Annotated in this window: 19 protein-coding genes, 2 tRNA genes and 1 pseudogene; 19 read left to right on the top strand and 3 right to left on the bottom strand. The window is 43.2% G+C overall.

The annotated features are described in order from the left end of the window. Positions 1-93 precede the first annotated feature (93 nt). The gene (locus ACFSUO_RS01125; protein WP_382390204.1) at positions 94-537 is read left to right on the top strand and encodes an acyl-CoA thioesterase; all 444 of its coding nucleotides are present in this window, start codon (positions 94-96) and stop codon (positions 535-537) included. A gap of 61 nt (positions 538-598) precedes the next feature. Here ACFSUO_RS01125 and ACFSUO_RS01120 read toward each other — a convergent pair whose 3' ends face one another. Then, positions 599-823 (bottom strand): helix-turn-helix domain-containing protein, encoded by a 225-nt coding sequence (locus ACFSUO_RS01120; RefSeq protein ID WP_382390202.1) that lies wholly within the window; start codon positions 821-823, stop codon positions 599-601. Between the two features lie 459 nt (positions 824-1282). Here ACFSUO_RS01120 and ACFSUO_RS01115 point away from each other — a divergent pair, with 459 nt between their 5' ends. The 13 genes from ACFSUO_RS01115 to yihA all read left to right on the top strand — a co-directional run bounded on the left by ACFSUO_RS01115 (position 1283) and on the right by yihA (position 14307). Next, positions 1283-1729, top strand: a complete 447-nt coding sequence (locus ACFSUO_RS01115; protein ID WP_382390200.1) for a MarR family winged helix-turn-helix transcriptional regulator — start codon at positions 1283-1285, stop codon at positions 1727-1729. A 28-nt stretch (positions 1730-1757) separates the two neighbouring features. Further along, positions 1758-2573, top strand: coding sequence for a glutamate racemase (racE, locus tag ACFSUO_RS01110; protein ID WP_382390198.1), 816 nt, complete (start codon positions 1758-1760; stop codon positions 2571-2573). A 99-nt stretch (positions 2574-2672) separates the two neighbouring features. Next, on the top strand, positions 2673-3782 hold the full coding sequence (locus ACFSUO_RS01105) for a GerMN domain-containing protein (protein ID WP_382390196.1): 1110 nt from the start codon (positions 2673-2675) through the stop codon (positions 3780-3782). Between the two features lie 145 nt (positions 3783-3927). Then, a complete protein-coding gene (gene rph / locus ACFSUO_RS01100) occupies positions 3928-4692 on the top strand; it encodes a ribonuclease PH (RefSeq protein ID WP_382390194.1) in 765 nt (254 codons plus the stop codon). Beyond that, positions 4689-5288 carry an XTP/dITP diphosphatase gene (locus tag ACFSUO_RS01095; protein WP_382390192.1) on the top strand — a complete coding sequence of 200 codons (600 nt, stop codon included), beginning with the start codon at positions 4689-4691 and terminating at the stop codon, positions 5286-5288. The genes rph and ACFSUO_RS01095 overlap by 4 nt, the downstream gene beginning before the upstream one ends. 10 nt (positions 5289-5298) lie before the next feature. Further along, entirely contained in the window at positions 5299-5811 is a 513-nt protein-coding gene (locus ACFSUO_RS01090) for a metallophosphoesterase family protein (RefSeq protein ID WP_382390190.1), read from the top strand. A 300-nt stretch (positions 5812-6111) separates the two neighbouring features. Beyond that, positions 6112-6185, top strand: a tRNA-Gly gene (locus tag ACFSUO_RS01085). Between the two features lie 12 nt (positions 6186-6197). After that, positions 6198-6271 (top strand) — tRNA-Arg (locus ACFSUO_RS01080). Positions 6272-6421: 150 nt separating this feature from the next. Next, positions 6422-7402 (top strand): tetratricopeptide repeat protein, encoded by a 981-nt coding sequence (locus ACFSUO_RS01075; RefSeq protein ID WP_382390188.1) that lies wholly within the window; start codon positions 6422-6424, stop codon positions 7400-7402. 138 nt (positions 7403-7540) lie between these two features. Then, entirely contained in the window at positions 7541-8827 is a 1287-nt protein-coding gene (tig, locus tag ACFSUO_RS01070; protein WP_382390186.1) for a trigger factor, read from the top strand. A 1040-nt stretch (positions 8828-9867) separates the two neighbouring features. Then, positions 9868-11148, top strand: coding sequence for an ATP-dependent protease ATP-binding subunit ClpX (gene clpX / locus ACFSUO_RS01065; protein WP_382390184.1), 1281 nt, complete (start codon positions 9868-9870; stop codon positions 11146-11148). A gap of 251 nt (positions 11149-11399) precedes the next feature. After that, complete coding sequence (gene lon / locus ACFSUO_RS01060) at positions 11400-13742, top strand: endopeptidase La (protein WP_382390182.1); 2343 nt, start codon at positions 11400-11402, stop codon at positions 13740-13742. After that, positions 13723-14307, top strand: coding sequence for a ribosome biogenesis GTP-binding protein YihA/YsxC (yihA, locus tag ACFSUO_RS01055; protein WP_382390180.1), 585 nt, complete (start codon positions 13723-13725; stop codon positions 14305-14307). The genes lon and yihA overlap by 20 nt, the downstream gene beginning before the upstream one ends. A 414-nt stretch (positions 14308-14721) precedes the next feature. Here the strand turns inward: yihA and ACFSUO_RS01050 are convergent, their stop codons facing one another. Both ACFSUO_RS01050 and ACFSUO_RS01045 read right to left on the bottom strand, forming a co-directional pair. Further along, positions 14722-15051 carry a hypothetical protein gene (locus ACFSUO_RS01050; RefSeq protein ID WP_382390178.1) on the bottom strand — a complete coding sequence of 110 codons (330 nt, stop codon included), beginning with the start codon at positions 15049-15051 and terminating at the stop codon, positions 14722-14724. A 24-nt stretch (positions 15052-15075) separates the two neighbouring features. Next, positions 15076-15174: pseudogene (locus ACFSUO_RS01045) on the bottom strand (LiaI-LiaF-like domain-containing protein); the annotation flags it as partial. Positions 15175-15603: 429 nt separating this feature from the next. Here ACFSUO_RS01045 and hemA point away from each other — a divergent pair. Genes hemA through hemB form a run of 5 tightly spaced genes read left to right on the top strand, consistent with a single transcriptional unit; the run spans position 15604 to position 20514 of the window. Further along, positions 15604-16971 carry a glutamyl-tRNA reductase gene (gene hemA, locus ACFSUO_RS01040; RefSeq protein ID WP_382390176.1) on the top strand — a complete coding sequence of 456 codons (1368 nt, stop codon included), beginning with the start codon at positions 15604-15606 and terminating at the stop codon, positions 16969-16971. 18 nt (positions 16972-16989) lie between these two features. Then, the gene (locus ACFSUO_RS01035; protein ID WP_382390174.1) at positions 16990-17811 is read left to right on the top strand and encodes a cytochrome C assembly family protein; all 822 of its coding nucleotides are present in this window, start codon (positions 16990-16992) and stop codon (positions 17809-17811) included. An 18-nt stretch (positions 17812-17829) separates the two neighbouring features. Beyond that, on the top strand, positions 17830-18759 hold the full coding sequence (hemC, locus tag ACFSUO_RS01030) for a hydroxymethylbilane synthase (protein ID WP_382390172.1): 930 nt from the start codon (positions 17830-17832) through the stop codon (positions 18757-18759). Then, positions 18759-19532, top strand: coding sequence for a uroporphyrinogen-III synthase (locus ACFSUO_RS01025; RefSeq protein ID WP_382390170.1), 774 nt, complete (start codon positions 18759-18761; stop codon positions 19530-19532). The genes hemC and ACFSUO_RS01025 overlap by 1 nt, the downstream gene beginning before the upstream one ends. Before the next feature lie 7 nt (positions 19533-19539). Beyond that, positions 19540-20514 (top strand): porphobilinogen synthase, encoded by a 975-nt coding sequence (gene hemB, locus ACFSUO_RS01020; RefSeq protein ID WP_382390168.1) that lies wholly within the window; start codon positions 19540-19542, stop codon positions 20512-20514. Positions 20515-20580 lie beyond the last annotated feature (66 nt).

Raw genomic sequence — 20580 nt, 5'->3', positions numbered from 1 at the left:
TATGCCTTAATAGGGCACGTGCGGTTTGATGAGGGGGTAGCCTTGAGAAAGGTTACCCTACTCTATTAAAAGCATACAAGGGGGGCATTCCATATGCGGTCTATTCCGTATATAGAGGATATACAAGAATGGCGTTCGGAATTTTCTTTCCACATACCGGTCAATATCCGTTTTTCTGAAACAGATATGTTTGGACATGTCAATAATGTGTCGGCTTTCATTTATTTTGAAGAAGCACGTGTTGAATTTTTGAAGGAAGTGGGCTTTTTTGATGGCAGCGAAAGCAATGGGAGCATCCCGATTGTGGCCGATCTGCAATGTGACTACCATAAGCAGATCTATTTCAATGAGCGTCTTCTGTTATTTGTAAAAGTGAATCAAATCGGCACTACTTCATTTGATGTTCATTACTTAGGTGTAAACACGGAGAATGAGCTATGTTTGACCGGTCGCGGAAGAATGGTGAACCTGGATAAAGAATCCGGTAAGCCCGTCCCATTAACCGACCAAGTAAAAACAAAACTTCAGCATAATTGATCTTTCATCAACTAATAAATAGTGTGGGAGTACTCCCACACTATTTGAAGCTGTACTTCGCTTAGAGCTCTAATTCCCCCATGCGAAGCAATTCTACTACAGCTTGTGATCGCCCCTTAACACCTAACTTCTGCATTGAATTGGAGATATGGTTCCGAACTGTTTTTTCAGAAATAAACAATTCTTGGGCAATTTCTTTTGTTGTTTTATCTTGTACTAGGAGATCGAATACTTCTTTTTCACGTTTCGTTAGCAATTGCTTTGGTTTGTAGTTGTTGTCCTTCAAATGATAACCCCTCCTTGCTGTCAAAGAGCTGCATATGAAGGGTAAATTATTTAGTCACTATAGCTTATGAAAATACGCGTAAACGGTGAGCACATTTTCCGCTACAGTTAATATTATGACAATGTACCCAGAAATTCGGTTATTACAGGAAACAGCAAATTTACATTCTGGGAAAATTGCTGTATCGTTGTTGTTATCGTAGGACAGTTTTCTAAAAGACTGTTGCTTTTTGCGTCACTCCAAAGAATGAAACCCCCGAAGCGTCTCTTAGCACTTAACTATAATCAGAACAGGTGATAGCCCCGCTAGGAGAATTTTCAGTGCGTCGCAGTTTATATCAACTGCATTGGAAAAACAACAAAGTGTGCGAAAAGATCTTGTCGTATCAAAGAACAACAATTTTCGTCAGATTATGATAAACTGTTCATATAAATTGTATTGTCTAGGGGGTTACCCGGATTGAATAAGGATCATTCGGCCGATATCATTGCCGATCTCGAAAAAAGACTGCGCTATATTTCAGGTAATATTAAACAAAATGGACGAAAAATCCTCAATCATTATCCGATCACGTCACCACAATTTGTCGCACTGCAATGGCTGGTTGATGAAGGTGCTCTGACAATCGGAGAACTGTCCAGTAAAAATGGTTTAGCATTCAGTACAACAACCGATTTGGTTGATCGCCTTGAGAAAAATGGTCTCGTTGAAAGGGTGCGGGACACGGAAGATCGACGTGTTGTCCGTATCCATGTACTGACGAAAGGCAAAACAATCATTGAGGAGGTTATTGCCAAACGCCGAAAGTATTTGGGGCAAGTTCTGGGGAATCTTTCAAATGAACAAACAGAAACATTGAATGAACTTCTGGAGTACATGTACGAACAAATGAAACAACAATCATGATTAAACAACATGGAAGAGGCGATTGGTTTTGAACAAGGCAATAGGCGTTATTGATTCCGGTGTTGGCGGGCTTACAGTTGCGCATGAGCTGATGAGGCAGCTTCCAAAGGAACGATTGATATATTTGGGTGATACACAGCGGTGTCCATATGGTCCAAGATCCAAGGACGAGGTGAAGAAATTCACCTGGGAAATGGTTGAGTTTTTATTGGAAAAGGATATAAAAATGCTCATCGTTGCTTGCAATACCGCTACAGCTTTTACATTGCACGAGCTGAAGGAGCATCTGTCCATTCCGGTAATAGGTGTTATCAAGCCAGGGGCACGTGCTGCGATTAACGGGACGAAAAGCAGCCATATCGGCGTCATTGGGACGGAAGGGACAATCAGAAGCGATGCTTATGCCAAGGCATTGAAAGATATCAATGCGGATCTGGATGTCCAGTCGTTGGCATGTCCTTCATTTGTTCCAATGGTAGAGCAAGGCAGACTGTCAGGGGAGCAGACGGAAGAGGTTGTCGGGGACTCGCTTCTGCCCCTGAAACAGAAGCGGAACCTGGATACGCTGATTCTCGGATGTACGCATTATCCGCTTATCAAAGATACCATTCAGCTAGTGATGGGGGATGATGTTGCAATTATATCATCAAGTGAGGAGACAGCAAGGGAAGCGAGTACTATTCTGGAATTTCATGGAATCCTTTATAAGGGTGAGGAGACACCTCTCCATCAATTTTACTCAACAGGTCAGCTGGAAGTTTTCGCAAAAATTGCGGAAGGTATTTTCAAGGAATTTATTAACCATTTCCACTCGGTTACAATCGAAAAAGCCACTTTGCGATAATTGGAATCAAAATAGATTCCAATTTTTTATATTAGGTTGGTCTAAAATTTTATTGAGCTCGTATATATAATAGTACAAACCATCGTAGGAGGGAAAAACATGCAGAAACGCAGTTTGTTGCTTATCAGCATGGCGATGTCGCTTGCTATTATACTAACCGGGTGTTTTCAAGGGGAACAGTCGCTGGATGATAAAGAGATTGATCCGCCACCAAATGCTGAAGCTGTAAATGAGAATGAGCTGGACGAACCTGCTTCCGGAAAACAGGGTGATAATGCGGACAAGGATAAAGCTGAAGGGGATACATCCGCCAATACAGTGGAAAGACAGCTATATCTGCTTGATGCGAATGGTATGGTAGCTCCACAAACATTGCAGGTGCCACAGCCGGAATCCAAGGAAGTTGCTGCACAGGCACTGGAATATCTTGTGAAAGATGGGCCAGTCACTTCGATGCTGCCGAATGGATTTCAGGCTGTATTGCCTGCCGGTACACAAATACTGGGGCTGAATCTGAAAGATAATGGGGAAATGATTGTCAATGTTTCCAAGGAATTTGAAAATTATAAAGCGGAAAATGAAATGAAAATCCTGCAGGCAATGACGCATACCTTGACACAATTTGAACAGGTCGATAAGGTTAAGCTGCAAATCGATGGACAACTGCAAAATACAATGCCTGTGAATGGCACGCCAATTGGTGAAGGATACTCGAGAGCGAATGGTATTAACCTTGTACAGTCAGAAACTGTGGATCTGATGCAAAGTGAGCCTGTTACGCTGTACTATCCCTCTGTTCAAGGGGACAACCAGTATTTTGTCCCTGTCACCCAACATGTTGATGTAGATAACAAGGACATTTATGGTTCAATGATTAACGAATTGCTGGAGGGACCAAATTTTGACACGAATCTTCAGCATGTGTTCAACGGTGAGGCGGAGCTGACGAATAATCCAAGTTTGCGGGATGGTGTTCTGGAAGTAATGTTCAGCCAGGGTGTATTACAAGACAGCCAAAAACAAGACGGCGATAAAGCCGTGATCTCTGATAAAGTGATGGAATCACTAGTCCGGTCATTGACACAGGACAAGGCAGTTGAGGCTGTTGAAGTGAAAGTAGAAGATGTAGAAACACTCTTTAATGAAAACGGGGAACCATATACCGAACCGGTGACCAAACAAAAGTTTATATCAAAACAGAAGCTATAGTAGCATCGACCGCTCCCATAAAGCCTGTTATCAGTACAAGACTGTCGCGCACAGTCTTTTTCTTTTGCTGGATAATAATAAATGCCCCTGTGGTAAAAAATATGTTAGGATTAGCTTGGGTTCATCATAAGGAGGCTTACAGTCATTGCGAAATAATAATCGAAATTATAATGATTTAAGAACTATAACGATCACAACGGATTATGTTAAGCATCCAGAGGGTTCGGTACTTATTGAATTCGGGGATACCAAAGTGATCTGCAATGCCAGTATTGAAGATCGTGTCCCGCCATTTATGCGAGGGAAAGGCAAAGGCTGGATAACAGCAGAGTACGCTATGCTGCCGCGTGCGACGGAACAGCGGAATATTCGTGAGTCCTCCAAAGGAAAAGTGGGTGGCCGAACGATGGAAATACAGCGGCTGATCGGGCGTGCGTTACGCTCCGTCGTAGACCTGGATCAAATTGGGGAGAGGACCGTCTGGGTCGATTGTGACGTAATTCAGGCGGATGGCGGTACTCGTACAGCATCTATAACAGGTGCATTTGTTGCTGTTGTACTGGCATTTGATAAATTAAAGAAGGCCAATACGATTAAAAAGATGCCCGTTACTGATTTCCTGGCAGCTATTTCAGTCGGCATCTCGCCGGATGGTACAGAATTGCTTGATCTGGATTATGGAGAAGATTCAAATGCCCACGTTGACATGAATATTGTTATGACAGGTGAAGGTGAATTTGTGGAAGTACAGGGAACGGGTGAAGAAGCAACATTTACTTCAGACCAGCTGCAAAAAATGCTCGGACTTGCCTCTGGGGGGCTGAAAAAAATAAATGGAATCCAAAAGGAAGTTCTTGGGGATGCAGCCGGCAATATCGGTGAAACCAAAACAAAGGAAGATACACGGTGAAAGAAATAATTATTGCCACGAAGAACGCCGGCAAAGCGAAAGAATTTAAATCTTTTTTTTCTGCTTATCATATAGAAGCCATTTCACTTTCTGAACTGGATAAAGACATAGATGATATCGAAGAAACCGGAACAACGTTTGAGGAAAATGCCGCCATAAAAGCACAGAGTATTGCAGGGATGATGAGGTGTCCAGTTCTGGCGGATGACTCGGGGCTTATGATTGATGCACTAAACGGCAGGCCCGGCGTTTACTCTGCACGTTATGCCGGCGAACAGAAAGATGATCAAGCAAATATAGATAAAGTGCTGTATGAATTAAAAGGGGTTGGAGCATCGGAGCGTACTGCCCGGTTTGTTTGTGTGCTAGCAGTAGCCATTCCAGGAGAACCAGCTATCTTTAAAAAAGGCAGTTGTGAAGGGACCATCGCTTTTTCGGAGGCGGGGGAAAATGGGTTTGGCTATGACCCTATTTTCATACCCAACGGCTATAATAAAACTATGGCTCAGCTTTCCTCTGCGGAAAAAAACAAAATCAGTCACCGAAAAAATGCAATCGTTCAGCTGGAAGACTGGGTCAAGAATCAGAACAAATGAGGTGACAACAATGCCAGAAGTACTCATCGTCAGTGACAGTCATGGCTCAACGGACGAGCTGAAAGCAATTAAAGAGCGGCACTCGCCGGAATTTAGGATCCATTGCGGTGATTCAGAGCTGGATATGGATGCACCGGAGCTTGATGGGTTTATCAAAGTCGCCGGTAATTGTGATGTGGATGCAAGGTTCCCTGATGAACAGACAAGTACCATTGGCAGTCTTTCTTTCTTCATTGCACACGGTCATCTGCATCAGGTTAAATCTAACCCGATGGCCATCGCTTACCGGGCCCAAGAACTTCAGGCCCGGGTCATCTGCTTTGGGCACACACATATAGCCGGTGCCGAAAAAATTGGCCAGCAACTGTTGATTAATCCGGGAAGTATTCTTTTGCCGCGCGGGCGTACAGAACAAACGTATGTCTTGATGAAATGGGACACACCGGATGATATCAGTGTCGATTTCTTCACAGCAGACGGAAATCATTTGGAAGAACTTTCACTGAAAACATCATTAGGTTAAATGTGATGAGGAAATCGACAGATATAGTCGATTTCCTGGTTCTTTATATAACCAGCATGCTTTAAATAGTTTTATATGTTGACAAATGCTCATAAAAAGCATATAATTACTCTTGTCCGTCAAAAAAGTAATTTGTTTATCATGCGGGTGTAGTTTAGTGGTAAAACCTCAGCCACGAGCAACGCTTCCGCCGAATATACTGCGAGTTGCGAGGAACGTAACCTTCGTCGAGAAATCATGCAACGTGACGAGGCATGATTGGTTCGTGACCAGCAAGATAGTAAAAACTCAATTTCCCATGCGGGTGTAGTTTAGTGGTAAAACCTCAGCCTTCCAAGCTGATGTCGTGGGTTCGATTCCCATCACCCGCTCCATACATAATCCACGTCCCAGTAGCTCAGCTGGATAGAGCAACAGCCTTCTAAGCTGTAGGTCGCAGGTTCGAATCCTGCCTGGGACATCAGCTTGAGAAACCTGTTTATCAATGAAACGGGTTTCTCTTTTATTATAGAACAGCAGCTGGGGGCAGGAAACAAGTGTAGGATTGTCCTATCAAGGGTATGATGATAAAAGAAAATGATTAAACAATTTATAAGAAAGGAGTGAACAGATGGCAAATCAATCTGAAAAAGTAATCCTTTTTCCGAAATGGCGAACGGCCTTGGAAGATAAAAGCCTTGCCGCCTTGAAGGAACAACGTTTTAACGAAGCGCTCTTGAAATTAGATCAATTAATCTCTTATGGCGTACGTGATCATGAAATAGTTATCGGCAAATTGATCTGTCTGATGGAACTGAACCGGTACCATGAAGCACAAGATCTTTGTGAAGAGCTGCTCCTTATTCCTGATGAACATTATTATCATTATGTACATATTTATTTAACGATTCTTTTTCAGACCAGCCAATACCAGGAGCTGATGGCTCAAGTAGAAAAGGAATTTGCGTCGGATGCAATTCCGCCAGAGACGAAAGAACAATTCCGGCAGCTCTATGATATGAGCAGTAATATGCACGAAGAAATTCGAACAGAAAAATCTACCGAATACATAAATGAACTGTTACAGGCTGTGAAAGAAGAAAATTACTTCAATCAGTACAAGTCCATCGAACGGATGCGCAGGCTGGAAAGCAATCCGACTGACGACGTACTGCTGCTATTGAGTCGTGATCAAGTACATCCAGTGATTAAGACCGCCATCTTTATGTGGCTTCAGGAGAGAAATATCAGAAAAAAGGTTCTGGTTAGAAAATTGGATGTGCAAATAGAAGCGTCCCCAGTGGACATATCGAAGCTTGGCTCTCATCCGGTACTAAAGCAGACTCGTCTTTTCATTAGTGAATTGGAACAGGAAAATCCATCATTATATCAATTAATGGATCAGCTGATGTATCAATATTTTTATGTGCGTTATCCCGTTATGCCAACAAATGATAATGTTCAGAGCATTGCACGTGCATTGACTAAGATAGGTGAGGAATATTTGGATATACATACGCATGAGACTGCAGAAGAGGATCAACAAGTAGCAAAATATATAGAAGAAATTAAAATGTGCGGAGCCTTATACGCGGCTATTATAGAGGCGTAGGACCAGGTCCGCTGTAATGCTTGAAAGGTTCATCATTTATGTTATAATGAGATGGTTGCAAATTTGATTATCATATAATGCTATGTAATTGTAAAAGGAAAAATGAAATGGAAATAATAGATTTTTGGAGGGTGTTTTATGACAGCAAAATGGGAAAAACAAGAAGGCAACCAAGGGGTACTCACGATAGAGGTCGATGCAGAAGAATTTGACCGTGCCCTTGACCAAGCATTCAAAAAAGTTGTCAAAGATGTTCAGGTTCCGGGATTCCGTAAAGGAAAAGTCCCTCGTAAACTTTTTGAAAAACGCTTCGGAGTAGAATCGCTGTACCAGGATGCAGTTGACATCGTGCTGCCGGATGCTTATGTCAAAGCTGTCGAAGAAGCAGGGATTGAACCAATTGAGCAGCCGGAAGTCGACATCGAAGAAATCGAACAAGGAAAAGGTGTAACTTTCAAAGCAACGGTTAATGTGAAGCCAGAGGTCACGCTTGGTGACTATAAAGGACTGGAAGTAGAAGAGCAATCGGTGGAAGTCACTGATGAGGATGTGGAACATGAGATTGAACATCAGCGGGAACACCATGCAGAACTGATTGTCAAAGAAGAAGGTACTGTTGAACAAGGTGACACGGTAGTTATGGACTTTGAAGGATTCGTTGACGGGGAAGCATTTGAAGGTGGCAAAGCGGAAGACTTTTCGCTCGAAATTGGCTCTGGCCAATTCATTCCAGGCTTTGAAGAACAATTAGTCGGCAAAGCTTCCGGAGAAGAAGCTGAGATTGAGATCACGTTCCCAGAAGACTATCATGCAGAGCATTTGGCCGGCAAAGAAGCTGTTTTTGAAGTGAAAATCCACGACATAAAAACGAAAGAACTGCCGGAATTGGATGACGAGTTCGCAAAAGATGTCGATGAGGAAGTGGAAACACTTCAGGAATTGAAAGAGAAGAAGAAAGAGGAACTCCAGAAACAGCGTGAGCAAGATGCTGAAAATCAAAAACAGGAAACTTTGATTGAAAAAGCATCAGAAAATGCGGAAGTCGATATTCCGGATGCAATGGTTGAAAGCGAACTTGACCGTATGCTGCAGGAGTTCGAACAGCAGCTGCAAATGCAGGGCATGACGCTGGATATGTATTATCAGTTCTCTGGTCAGGACAAGGACGCATTAAAGGAACAAATGCGTGAAGACGCGAAAAAACGCGTGAAAACAAACCTGACCCTGGAAGCTATTTACCATACTGAAAACCTGGAAGTAACCGATGAAGATGTGGATGAAGAATTGAACAATATGGCATCCATGTACGGCACAGATGCTGATCAGCTTAAACAAATGCTTGGCGGTAACACGGATGCATTGAAAGAAGAGCTGAAAACACGAAAAGCAATTGAATTTCTGAAAGAAAACAGCAAGGCCGTTTAATCAATAAGCTGTTTTTCTAAAAGACTGTTTGAAACCCTGATTAACAATTTCTATAAAATGCGACGTAACTGCTACGTTGATTTCCACTCCGGGCAGTCGCTTTCCGCGGGCACGGCTTCAGCCTCCTCGCGGAAAACCGCCGCTGTGGGGTCTTCAGACACGTGCTGTTCCCGCAGGAGTCGACTGCCCGCCGTTCCAATCACCATCATAATAGAATTAACAGTGATTGGAAGTTGAATAGCTTCAAACCACGGAGGAAATACACGAAGACTCCAGCGGGAAAGCGAAGACGCTGAGACCCCACAGTGAGCGCACTTTGCGAGCGAGAAGGCTCAGCGCGAGCCCGCGGAAAGCGTAGTGTATTTCCGTAGCGGTGTCATAGCACACAAATTGTTCACTGTGTCGCAGTTTATATCAAATGTAATGGAAAAACACCAAGGTTTATGAAATGAGCCATTCAGTATGAATTCAGCAGCAGTGACTGCATTATTGTAAAAGGAACATTTTCGGTATCCGCAGCCATTAACAATGCAATTGAAAAACGAACCATAAAACAAGGTGCGATCATCATTCGCACCTTGTTTTACACTTTCATAAGCAAATGTCACAAGTCCGCCCAAGCCTTCATTCATTAAACAGCTGATCTGCAAATGGAGCCGTCCTTGTCAGCGTAGCGATTGGAAGCTTTAGGTAAGATGAAAGATATGTTAATTTCCTATTTATTGTTATGTATCTTGTCCAATCGTCATAAACTGGTGAAAGAAGACCCGAACGTTCCGGTAGCCATTGTGATACTGTCAGATGAGGCGCAGGTTTGGCAGGCCTTCTTTTGCAGGTATGAAGGTATTTATTCTTTCTCTCTGCAAAAATGCAGCGAAAGCCTTGCGATAAGCTGAGTTTTCTAAAATGAGTCACATCAGGTCAGTCAGAAAAAGAGTTATTGTTTTGTTTTCTCCACCTGATTTGATATGATGACGATAAGTTAAAAATGAACAGAAACAGCTTAAAAAGCAGATTTAAACTTTTAGGAGTGAAATGTAATGTTTAAATTCAATGAGGAAAAGGGACAATTGAAATGCTCGTTCTGCGGCAAAAGTCAGGATCAGGTCCGCAAACTAGTGGCTGGACCAGGCGTTTATATATGTGATGAATGTATTGAACTTTGTACGGAGATCGTGGAGGAAGAGCTTGGCACGGAAGAAGAAACGGAATTTAAAGAGCTTCCGAAGCCACAAGAAATTAATGAGATTCTAAATGACTATGTTATAGGACAGGGGACCGCAAAGAAAAACTTATCTGTAGCGGTTTATAACCATTATAAGCGTATCAACACACCGAAAAATAATGCAGATGATGTGGAACTGGCCAAGAGTAATATTGCCATGCTCGGACCAACAGGCTCAGGTAAGACATTGCTCGCCCAGACGCTCGCGAGAATCCTGAATGTTCCATTTGCAATGGCAGATGCAACATCATTAACCGAAGCCGGTTATGTTGGAGAAGATGTGGAAAATATTCTGCTGAAGCTGATTCAGTCTGCTGACTACGATGTGGAAAAAGCTGAAAAAGGCATCATTTACATTGACGAAATTGATAAGGTTGCCCGTAAATCAGAGAACCCTTCCATAACCCGTGATGTATCGGGCGAAGGTGTGCAACAGGCACTTTTGAAAATTTTGGAAGGCACGGTTGCAAGCGTGCCTCCCCAAGGAGGGCGGAAACATCCGCATCAGGAATTTATTCAAATTGATACAACGAACGTATTGTTCATTGTCGGCGGAGCATTCGACGGCATTGATCAGATCGTGAAACGCCGTCTTGGCAAAAAAGTAATCGGATTTGGTTCCGATGATAAACAAGAGGATCTGGATCAAAGTGAACTCCTTCAAAAGGTGCTTCCGGAAGATCTTCTCCGCTATGGACTGATTCCGGAATTCATTGGAAGAATACCTGTCGTTGGCAGCTTGACACCACTTGATGAGGATGCCTTGGTTGAAATTCTGACGAAACCAAAGAACGCATTGGTAAAACAATATGAGAAACTATTTGAAATCGATGGTGTAGAACTTGAATTTGAAGAGGATGCACTCCGGGCAATCGCCAATAAAGCAATTGAACGCAAAACAGGTGCGCGCGGGCTGCGGTCCATTATTGAAAGTATCATGCTGGATGTGATGTTTGAGCTTCCTTCCCGTGAAGATATTGAGAAGTGCATCATTACAAAAGAGACCGTCCAGAATGAGAATGGCAGACCGAAACTGGTGTTCAATGACGGTACAGTACAGGATGAGAACGAAAAAATTCCTAAAGAGAGTGCGTAACCAATTGGATTGAAATTTAGTGTTCCGGGACTGACATTACGTTTGACTCCTTTATTCACCATGTTGAAAGGAGCTATCCAAATGCTGATGTCAGTCTCTTTGTTTGTTTATTAGGATTACGTGAGTAGTTTTTTTCTGTAAGGCAATACTAATTGACGCAGCTTGTTATTATTTACAAACAGGAATTTTTTCTATAAACTTTTAGGGACCTGCTGCATAGAAATTCCAGTAACAATGGAGGTACATACAATATGACGACAGAATCAACCCAATTCCCCCTCCTGCCATTGCGCGGGTTACTCGTATTTCCGTCGATGGTTTTGCATCTGGATGTTGGCCGTGATAAATCCGTAGCGGCCCTGGAAAAAGCAATGATGGGTGATCAAACTATCTTTTTGGCTTCACAGAAACAAGTGAGCCTGGAAACGCCCGAGCCTAAAGATATATATAGAGTCGGGACCGTGGCTAACGTTAAGCAGATGCTGAAACTCCCAAATGGAACGTTTCGCGTATTGGTAGAAGGACTGCACCGTGGGGAAATTACCCGATTTATCGATGAAAATGAGAGTGATGAGTTTGCAGTTGAAATTAAGCAGCTAGAAGAGGAACATGCTGAAAAGAATGAAGAAGAAGCACTGATGCGTTCGTTGCTTAAGCAATTTGAACAGTACATAAAAGTCTCTAATAAAATCAAGCAAGAGACGCTGTCAACGGTGTCTGATATTGAGGAACCAAGCAGGCTGGCAGATATTGTTGCATCCCACTTGTCCCTTAAAGTAAAGGAAAAACAGGAATTATTGGAAATTGCCAATGTCAAGGACCGGCTGCAGCATTTGATTCATTTGATTTCAAATGAGAAAAAAGTAATGGATCTCGAAAAGAAAATCGGTCAGCGCGTGAAAAACTCGATGGAAAAAACCCAAAAAGAGTACTATTTGCGGGAACAATTAAAGGCCATTCAGAAAGAGTTGGGCGAAAAAGATGGAAAATCGAGTGAAGCGCAACAACTTCGCCAGCAGGTCCAAGCTTCAACCATGCCAGAGCAAGTTGCTGAAACGGCTAAAAAGGAACTCGACCGGTTCGAAAAAGTGCCGCAAAGTTCTGCCGAGAGTTCCGTTATTAGAAATTATATTGAATGGTTAGTTGCATTACCGTGGACAGAAGAAACCCAGGACCAGATAGAGATGGACAAAGCGGAAAACATTTTGGAAGAAGATCACTATGGCCTTGAAAAGGTGAAAGAACGGATCTTGGAATATTTGGCTGTTCAAAAGTTGACAGAATCAATTAAGGGACCTATTCTCTGCCTTGTAGGACCGCCAGGGGTTGGGAAAACATCGCTGGCCAAGTCTATTGCCAGAGCAATTAACCGGAATTTTGTCCGAATTTCGCTTGGCGGGGTTCGGGATGAAGCAGAGATCCGAGGCCATCGCCGGACATACATTGGCGCAATGCCTGGCAGAATTATACAGGGAATGAAAAAAGCAAAAACTAATAACCCTGTGTTCCTGCTGGATGAGATTGATAAAATGGCCAGCGACTTTCGCGGTGATCCGTCGTCCGCAATGCTGGAAGTGCTGGATCCTGAACAAAACAGTAACTTCAGTGACCATTTTATTGAAGAAACTTATGACCTCTCCAATGTGCTGTTCATTGCTACGGCCAACTATGTGAATAATATTCCCGGGCCGCTATTGGACCGCATGGAGCTTTTGTCGATTGCGGGATATACAGAAGTGGAAAAGATGCATATCGCCAAAGAACACCTGCTTTCGAAACAGCTACAGGAAAACGGCTTAAAGAAGTCTGATTTGCAAATTCGAGAAGAAGCGCTGATGAAGTTAATCCGCACCTATACCCGGGAAGCTGGTGTCCGCAATTTGGAACGACAGCTTGCCACACTATGCCGGAAAGCAGCCAAAACCATTATCTCTGGGGAGAAAAAACGGGTTATTGTAACCGAAAAAAGCCTTGAAGAAATGCTAGGAAAACCGCTCTACAGGTATGGCCGAATGGAAGAAGAAAATCAGGTCGGTACTGCTACAGGGCTGGCATATACGGCTGCCGGCGGGGATACATTGTCCATTGAGGTTTCCCAATATCCAGGAAAAGGGAAATTAACGCTTACCGGGAAATTAGGAGACGTCATGCAGGAGTCTGCACAGGCAGCATTCAGTTATATTCGGTCACGTGCAGAGGAATTACAAATCGATCCGGAATTTCATGAGAAATATGATATCCATATCCATGTCCCAGAAGGTGCTACACCGAAGGACGGCCCATCTGCAGGTATAACAATGGCAACGGCACTTATTTCCGCATTGACCGGCAGAGCAGTCAAAAAAGAAGTTGGCATGACCGGTGAGATTACCTTGCGCGGACGTGTGCTTCCAATCGGCGGACTGAAGGAAAAATCACTCAGTGCACATCGAGCCGGGATCACGACCATTATTATGCCGGAAGAGAATGAGAAAGATATCGAAGACATACCAGAGAGTGTACGAAGCGGCTTGACGTTCATTAAGGTGAATCATTTGGACCAGGTGCTCAAACATGCACTAACGGAGGAGAAACATGAAAGTAACGGAAGCTGAGCTAGTCATAAGTGCTGTCAGTCAAAAACAATACCCGAACGACCGTCTTCCTGAAATAGCACTTGCTGGCCGGTCAAATGTTGGAAAGTCATCCTTTATTAATAAGCTTATCCAGCGAAAAAGTCTGGCCAGAACATCGTCGAAACCAGGAAAGACACAGACGCTGAATTTTTATAAAATAAATGGTAAGTATTATTTTGTTGATGTCCCGGGATACGGCTATGCCAAAGTATCCAAAAAGGAACGGGAAAAGTGGGGCGTCATGATGGAAGAGTATTTTGATACACGTACGACACTGAAAGCTTGTGTTTTGATTACGGATTTACGTCATGAACCGACAAAAGACGATGTTCAGATGTACAATTTTCTAAAGTACTATGAGCTGCCAGTCATCGTTATTGCGACAAAATTGGATAAAGTGGCAAAAGGAAAACGGCCAATCCATTTGAAACAAACCACCCAGACACTGCAAGTCGAATCGGACGATATCGTCGTCCCTTTTTCCGCTGAAACCGGAGAAGGAAAAGAAGATGCATGGCGGTTTATCAGGCAGTACATTAATTAAATATGAAGGCTTTTTTCTAAAAGGTTCTCATTATCGTTCGCTGTGGGGTCTTCAGACTGTTCGACGCACATGACGTGCTAGTGCAGGCGTTGCAACAGGACGTCGTGGTTTTAGCCTGCCTTTCCCGCTGGAGTCTCGCATTTTTCCGCAGCTTAGTATGGTGTTCTTTCCCAGTGAGAGAAACCCCTCTAACACGGATTCCATTGATCTCAACATCCAATATGCAGAACTTCAGTGCCAGCCGGAGCGTCTCTGAGCACTTAACGGTAATCAGAACAGCACTAATGAAATTTTCAGTCGAAGTTTATATCAACTGCGCTGGAGAAACAACAAAGTTTACGAAAAGGCCCATATTAAAAAAAGCTCTCCCGTGGGAGGGCTTTTTTTGATGTGGGTGAATGTGACAGGTAAGAATTATTGTTTTCTTCTCAGCAGCCAGATACCGACGCCAATCAGGATAAGAGGCCAATAATTTTCGATCATTGCTGATAGGTCATGGATCCATTCGATCTGATCACGCAATTGGGCAGAGAAGATAAGGACAACGGAAGCACTACTTAATAACATGCCTGGAAAGAGCCCCTTTTTCGTCCTTACTGCCCGAATAATAAGAGCGGCACCGACGATAAAGGGGTATATGCCCCAATGATCAATCCAGAACGAATAATGGAGAAGACCATAAAAGTGGATTCCCAGCCCAAAAATGAAGCCCCCCGTAAACAAATGGTCATAATCCTTTGTCACATAACTATGTATAAGAAGAGCAAATCCAATAATAATAATAAGAACAGTCCACGAATAAAAGGAAGATAAAACAGGAATATCCAATTCCCTCAGTAAGAAATAAACACCGACACCAATTAATATATAACCGATAAAGGAATGACGTTTTCTGATAAATATGCACCTTCTCTTTTAATTAATAATGAAACTCAATTGGTTGCGTATAGTCTAAAGCGTATGATAGAGTACATACGGATTTAATGCAATGGGTGCATACAGAATGCCTGGTTTCAAATTCTGTTCACAATTTAATGCCGACATGGTGGCTATCCATGTTATAATGAAAGTAATTGACGTTTAAGAGGTTGTTCAAAAAGTCCGGTGGAAATGACGCTTCGAATTTCTTCGTTGGCTTGCTTTTCCTGCGTGCGATGCGGATTCAAAGGAGCATTCCTTATGCTCATGTATTAATTAGCATACACTCCGCTACTCAAAGCTGCGCCGCCTTGAAATTCTCGGTTCTTTTTATCCTCCTTTTTGAACACGTATTTAAAGAACGTGGGGGTAATTACTGTGCATATACTTAAAGTGGGATTCAATTATAAGTCAGCCCCTTTGGAATTCAGGGAAAGGTTCACTGTTTCCGAAGACAGCGCTGATCAGGCTATGCTTGCTCTAAAAAAACAGAAGAGCATCCTCGAAAACGTAATTGTATCCACCTGCAACCGTACAGAGGTTTATGCTGTCGTTGATCAGGTACACACGGGACGGCACTATATTAAACAATTTCTTGCTGACTGGTTTGAGGTGGATAAGGAAGAGTTTTCGCCGTATTTGCAGATCAGTGAAGGCGATGGTGCCGTTGAACACCTGCTGCGGGTATCAGCCGGCCTTGATTCCATGATCTTGGGAGAAACGCAAATACTTGGCCAGGTGAAACACGCGTTTATGACAGCGCAGGAAAATGAAACAACAGGTACCATTTTTAATGAGTTGTTCAAACAGGCCATTACATTTTCTAAAAAAGCACACAAAGAAACGGCGATTGGGGAGAATGCTGTTTCGGTCAGTTACGCTGCCGTTCAGCTGGCCGGTAAAATTTTCGGGAATTTACAGGATAAGGAAGTGCTTATTCTTGGTGCCGGAAAAATGGGGGAACTGGCAGCCAAAAACATGGCAGGTTCTGGTGCCTCGAATATCACCGTGATGAACCGCACATTTGAAAAAGCGCAAGAAATGGCTGAAAAATTTCAGGCCGAAGCAGTGCCAATCAGCCAGCTGCACGATCAGTTACAGTCGGCGGATATTCTGCTCAGCTCAACCGGTGCTGATTCTGTTGTACTGACAAGAGAAGAAATTGAATCCATTCAGAAAAAACGTAAGGGAAGACCACTTTTCTTGGTCGATATCGCTGTTCCAAGGGATTTGGATTCTGCTATTGGCGATTTGGAGAATGTATTCCTGTATGATATTGATGACTTGCAGCATATCGTTGATGAAAATCTTGCTTCCCGAAAAGCAGCAGCAGAAAAGATTGAAATAATGCTTGAAGCAGAAATCGTTGCTTTTGATGATTGGGTACAGACGCTCGGGGTTGTGCCAGTGATCTCTGCATTGCGTCAGAAAGCACTCTCGATACAGTCGGAAACGATGAACAGCATTGAGCGGAAAATGCCCGATCTAACAGCACGCGAAAGAAAGGTGCTGAATAAACACACGAAAAGTATTGTCAATCAGCTTTTGAAAGAGCCCATCACACAAGCCAAAGAACTGGCGGCAAGTGAACAAAAAGAAGAAGCACTTGAAATGTTCGTAAATATTTTTGGGATTGAAGATGATGTCCGGGAAGGATTGAATAAACAGACAAAAAAGAATAATGAAACAGGGAAAACAGATGAAAAGTTATCCTTTCCTTTTGTGAAAAATGTATCCACTCGGTAAGATGAAAGGATTTCCACTATGGATGAAGCAAAATGGTTTTATGAAATTATTCTTATTACGTATGGGCTAAGCCTGGTGGGGTATTTCCTTGATTTCATACAGCATAACCGGAAGGCAAATAGGATAGCCTTCTGGTTACTTTGTATGGTTTGGTTGTTACAAACCGCTTTTTTGTTGAGGCAAGTGGTTATAGCGAATAGCTTCCCGGTCCTGACATTGTACGATGGATTGTCTTTCTACGCATGGGTACTCATTTCCTTTTCGCTTGTCCTCAGTAAATTGTTCCGGATTCAGTTCATCTTGTTTTTTACAAATTTATTGGGATTTTTTATTCTTTTACTCTATATTTCTGCCAGGGCTAAGGAACAGATGCAGGTGCAGGGTGTAGAGCTTGTCCATGAAATATTAATTGCTCATATATCCCTGGCCTTTGTTTCGTATGGCTTTTTCACTGTTTCCTTCCTATTCTCCCTTATGTATCTGGTTCAATATAAGTTCTTAAAGGAAAAAAGAGGATTCCAGTGGGTATGGAGATTGGGTGATTTAAAGCAGCTGGACGCTTTTTCCTTCAAAGCGGTTACCCTGGGCGTGCCGCTTTTGACCATTGCGATTGTTCTTGGAGTGGTTTGGGCATATATGGCAGACGCTGAGTTCTACTGGGTTGACCTGAAAACGATTGGTTCGATAGTTGTATTGTTCGTCTATGTTATTTATCTGCTGCTCCGTTTAGGAAAGGGTTATCTTGGAAAAGCTATCTCGATTTATAACTCGGCAGCATTTCTATTTCTATTGATTAATTTCTTTCTTTTTAGCATACTGTCCAATTTTCATTTACAATAGTACAAGGAGGGTTCCCGCATGCGCAAAATTGTTGTTGGATCCAGAAAAAGCAACCTCGCTTTGACGCAGACAGACTGGGTGATTGATCATTTAAGAAAAGCTGGTATAACCAACGAGTTTGAAGTGAAGAAAATCGTTACAAAAGGGGATCAGATTCTTAATGTGACGTTGTCAAAAGTTGGTGGCAAAGCGTTATTCGTTAAAGAAATTGAAAAAGCAATGTATGATAAAGAAATTGATTTCGCGGTACATAGCATGAAAGACATGCCTTCGGAAATGCCGGATGGTCTGTCAATTACGACCATTCCTGTCAGGGAAGATCATCGGGATGCTTATATCGCGAAAAATGACATACCGCTTAAGGATTTACCGGCAGGTGCCATTGTCGGAACAAGCAGCCTGAGGCGCAAGTCGCAGATCCTGGCAGCACGTCCGGATCTTGAGATTAAATGGATCCGCGGAAATATTGAGTCACGTATCCGAAAATTAAATGAAGAGGATTATGACGCGATTATTTTGGCGGTATCCGGCCTGAAACGTGTCGGCTTAAGTGAAGAGCTTATTACCGAGTACCTGGAACCGGATGTTTGCGTGCCGGCCGTCGGACAGGGAGCATTGGCCATCGAGTGCCGTGAAGATGATGAAGAACTGCACGCATTGTTAAATCAGATAAACGATGCCAATACGGAAAAAACAGTGACTGCCGAAAGAACCTTTCTCTATCTCCTTGAGGGAAGCTGCTCGGTGCCAATTGGTGGTTATGCACGCTTGGACGGTGGTGACATTATTTTGACCGCCTTTGTTGGCACGCCTGATGGCAAAACGGTGCTGAAGGAAACGGTTAGAGGAACCGAACCAAAGGCAGTTGGAAAAGAGGCCGCCGAAAAGCTGATCAACCGGGGCGCGAAGGAAATTGTTGAAAAAGTGAAAGAGGAGCTTGACAGCTGATGTCCGCCTGGCTCCATGGCAAGAGAATTCTGATTACCCGCGAAAAAAAACAGGCGAAATTATTTTCGAATAAGGTGCTGGAGATCGGCGGTATTCCTGTTGAAGTGCCATTGTTAAAAATTACGTGCAAAGCCGGTCAGGATGAAATAAGGACTCTTCAGGGGAATGAGCATTTTAGCTGGCTATTTTTTACTAGTGTCAATGGCGTCCATTGTTTTTTCCAACTACTGGACTACTATGGTATAGATAAGAAGGTTTTGGTAAGGAGCAAGTTTGCGGCTGTTGGGCATAAGACGGCCGGAGCATTAGAAAAATACGGTTTTCAGACAGATTTCATTCCATCTGTTTATAGCGCGGAAACGATGACGAACGAATTCAGCTTATCAAATGTATATACGGATGGTCCGATTCTGCTCATCAGGGGGAATCGATCGCGTAATGTTCTTCCTGACTGGTTCAGGGAAAAGGGAATCCAGTTTACGCAATTGGAAGTGTACGAAACGGGCCGCAACGTTTCTGTGAAAGATGAATTGAATCACCAGTTGCAGCAGAATAATCTTGATATCATAACTTTTACAAGCCCGTCATCAGTGGAAGCATTCATGGATATGAAGGAAACAAACATAACTGCGGATGTACTGATTGCCTGCATCGGGACAACGACAGGGGAGCGGGCACAGGATTTCGGTCTGCGCAATCTTTTGATACCGGATGAATTTACGATAGATGGGATGCTTGAAAAAATAGGTAGTTATATCGAACAGAAAGGGTAGGATGATCATGGCAGAGACTTGGCAATTTAAGCGGCACCGCCGTTTGCGCTCATCAACAGCAATGCGCTCGCTTGTCCGCGAAAACAATCTGACAATGGATGACTTCATTTATCCACTTTTTATCATGGAAGGGGAAGGTATTAAAAATGAAGTGCCATCCATGCCGGGAGTTTACCAGATATCACTGGATTACCTGAAAGAAGAGGCAGAAGAACTGCTTTCACTTGGGATTCGAGCCGTCATGCTGTTTGGAGTTCCCGGTGATAAAGATGAACAGGGATCCGGTGCCTTTGCAGATAGCGGAATTGTGCAGCAGGCGACACGTCTTATCAAAAAAGAAGCACCCGAATTGCTTGTTGTCGCCGATACGTGTCTATGCGAATATACATCACATGGCCACTGTGGTGTCATTCATAATCACGATGTGGATAACGATGAGTCACTGAAACTGTTAGCCAAAACGGCTGTGTCCCAGGCTGAAGCCGGCGCGGATATTATTGCTCCTTCCAATATGATGGATGGTTTCGTAGCAGTTATTCGTCAGGCGTTGGATGAAGCTGGGTACAAGAACATTCCAATTATGTCATATGCAGTGAAATATGCATCTGCCTATTATGGCCCGTTCCGTGATGCGGCAGACAGCACACCACAATTTGGTGACCGCAAGACGTATCAGATGGATCCGGCAAATCGTCGGGAAGCACTAAGGGAAGCGGCCACAGACGTGGAAGAAGGTGCAGACTTCCTGATTGTCAAACCAGCTATGTCATTTTTGGATATCGTCCGGGATGTGCGCAACAATCATAATACGCCAGTTGTCGCATACAACGTGAGTGGAGAATATTCAATGGTGAAAGCAGCTGCATTGAACGGCTGGGTTGATGAGAAAGAACTGGTGCTGGAAAAACTGACTGCCATGAAACGGGCAGGAGCGGATCTGATTATTTCCTATTTCGCCAAAGATGTTGCAAAATGGCTATAAATCGTAACGAGAGAATACATTCTTTGGAAAGCCTGTTAAGCTGATTTCAAAATTTTTATTGGAGTG

The sequence above is a fragment of the Lentibacillus juripiscarius genome (assembly GCF_042685205.1).
Taxonomy (GTDB): domain Bacteria; phylum Bacillota; class Bacilli; order Bacillales; family Amphibacillaceae; genus Lentibacillus; species Lentibacillus juripiscarius.
This window is presented reverse-complemented; position numbering and strand designations above follow the sequence as displayed.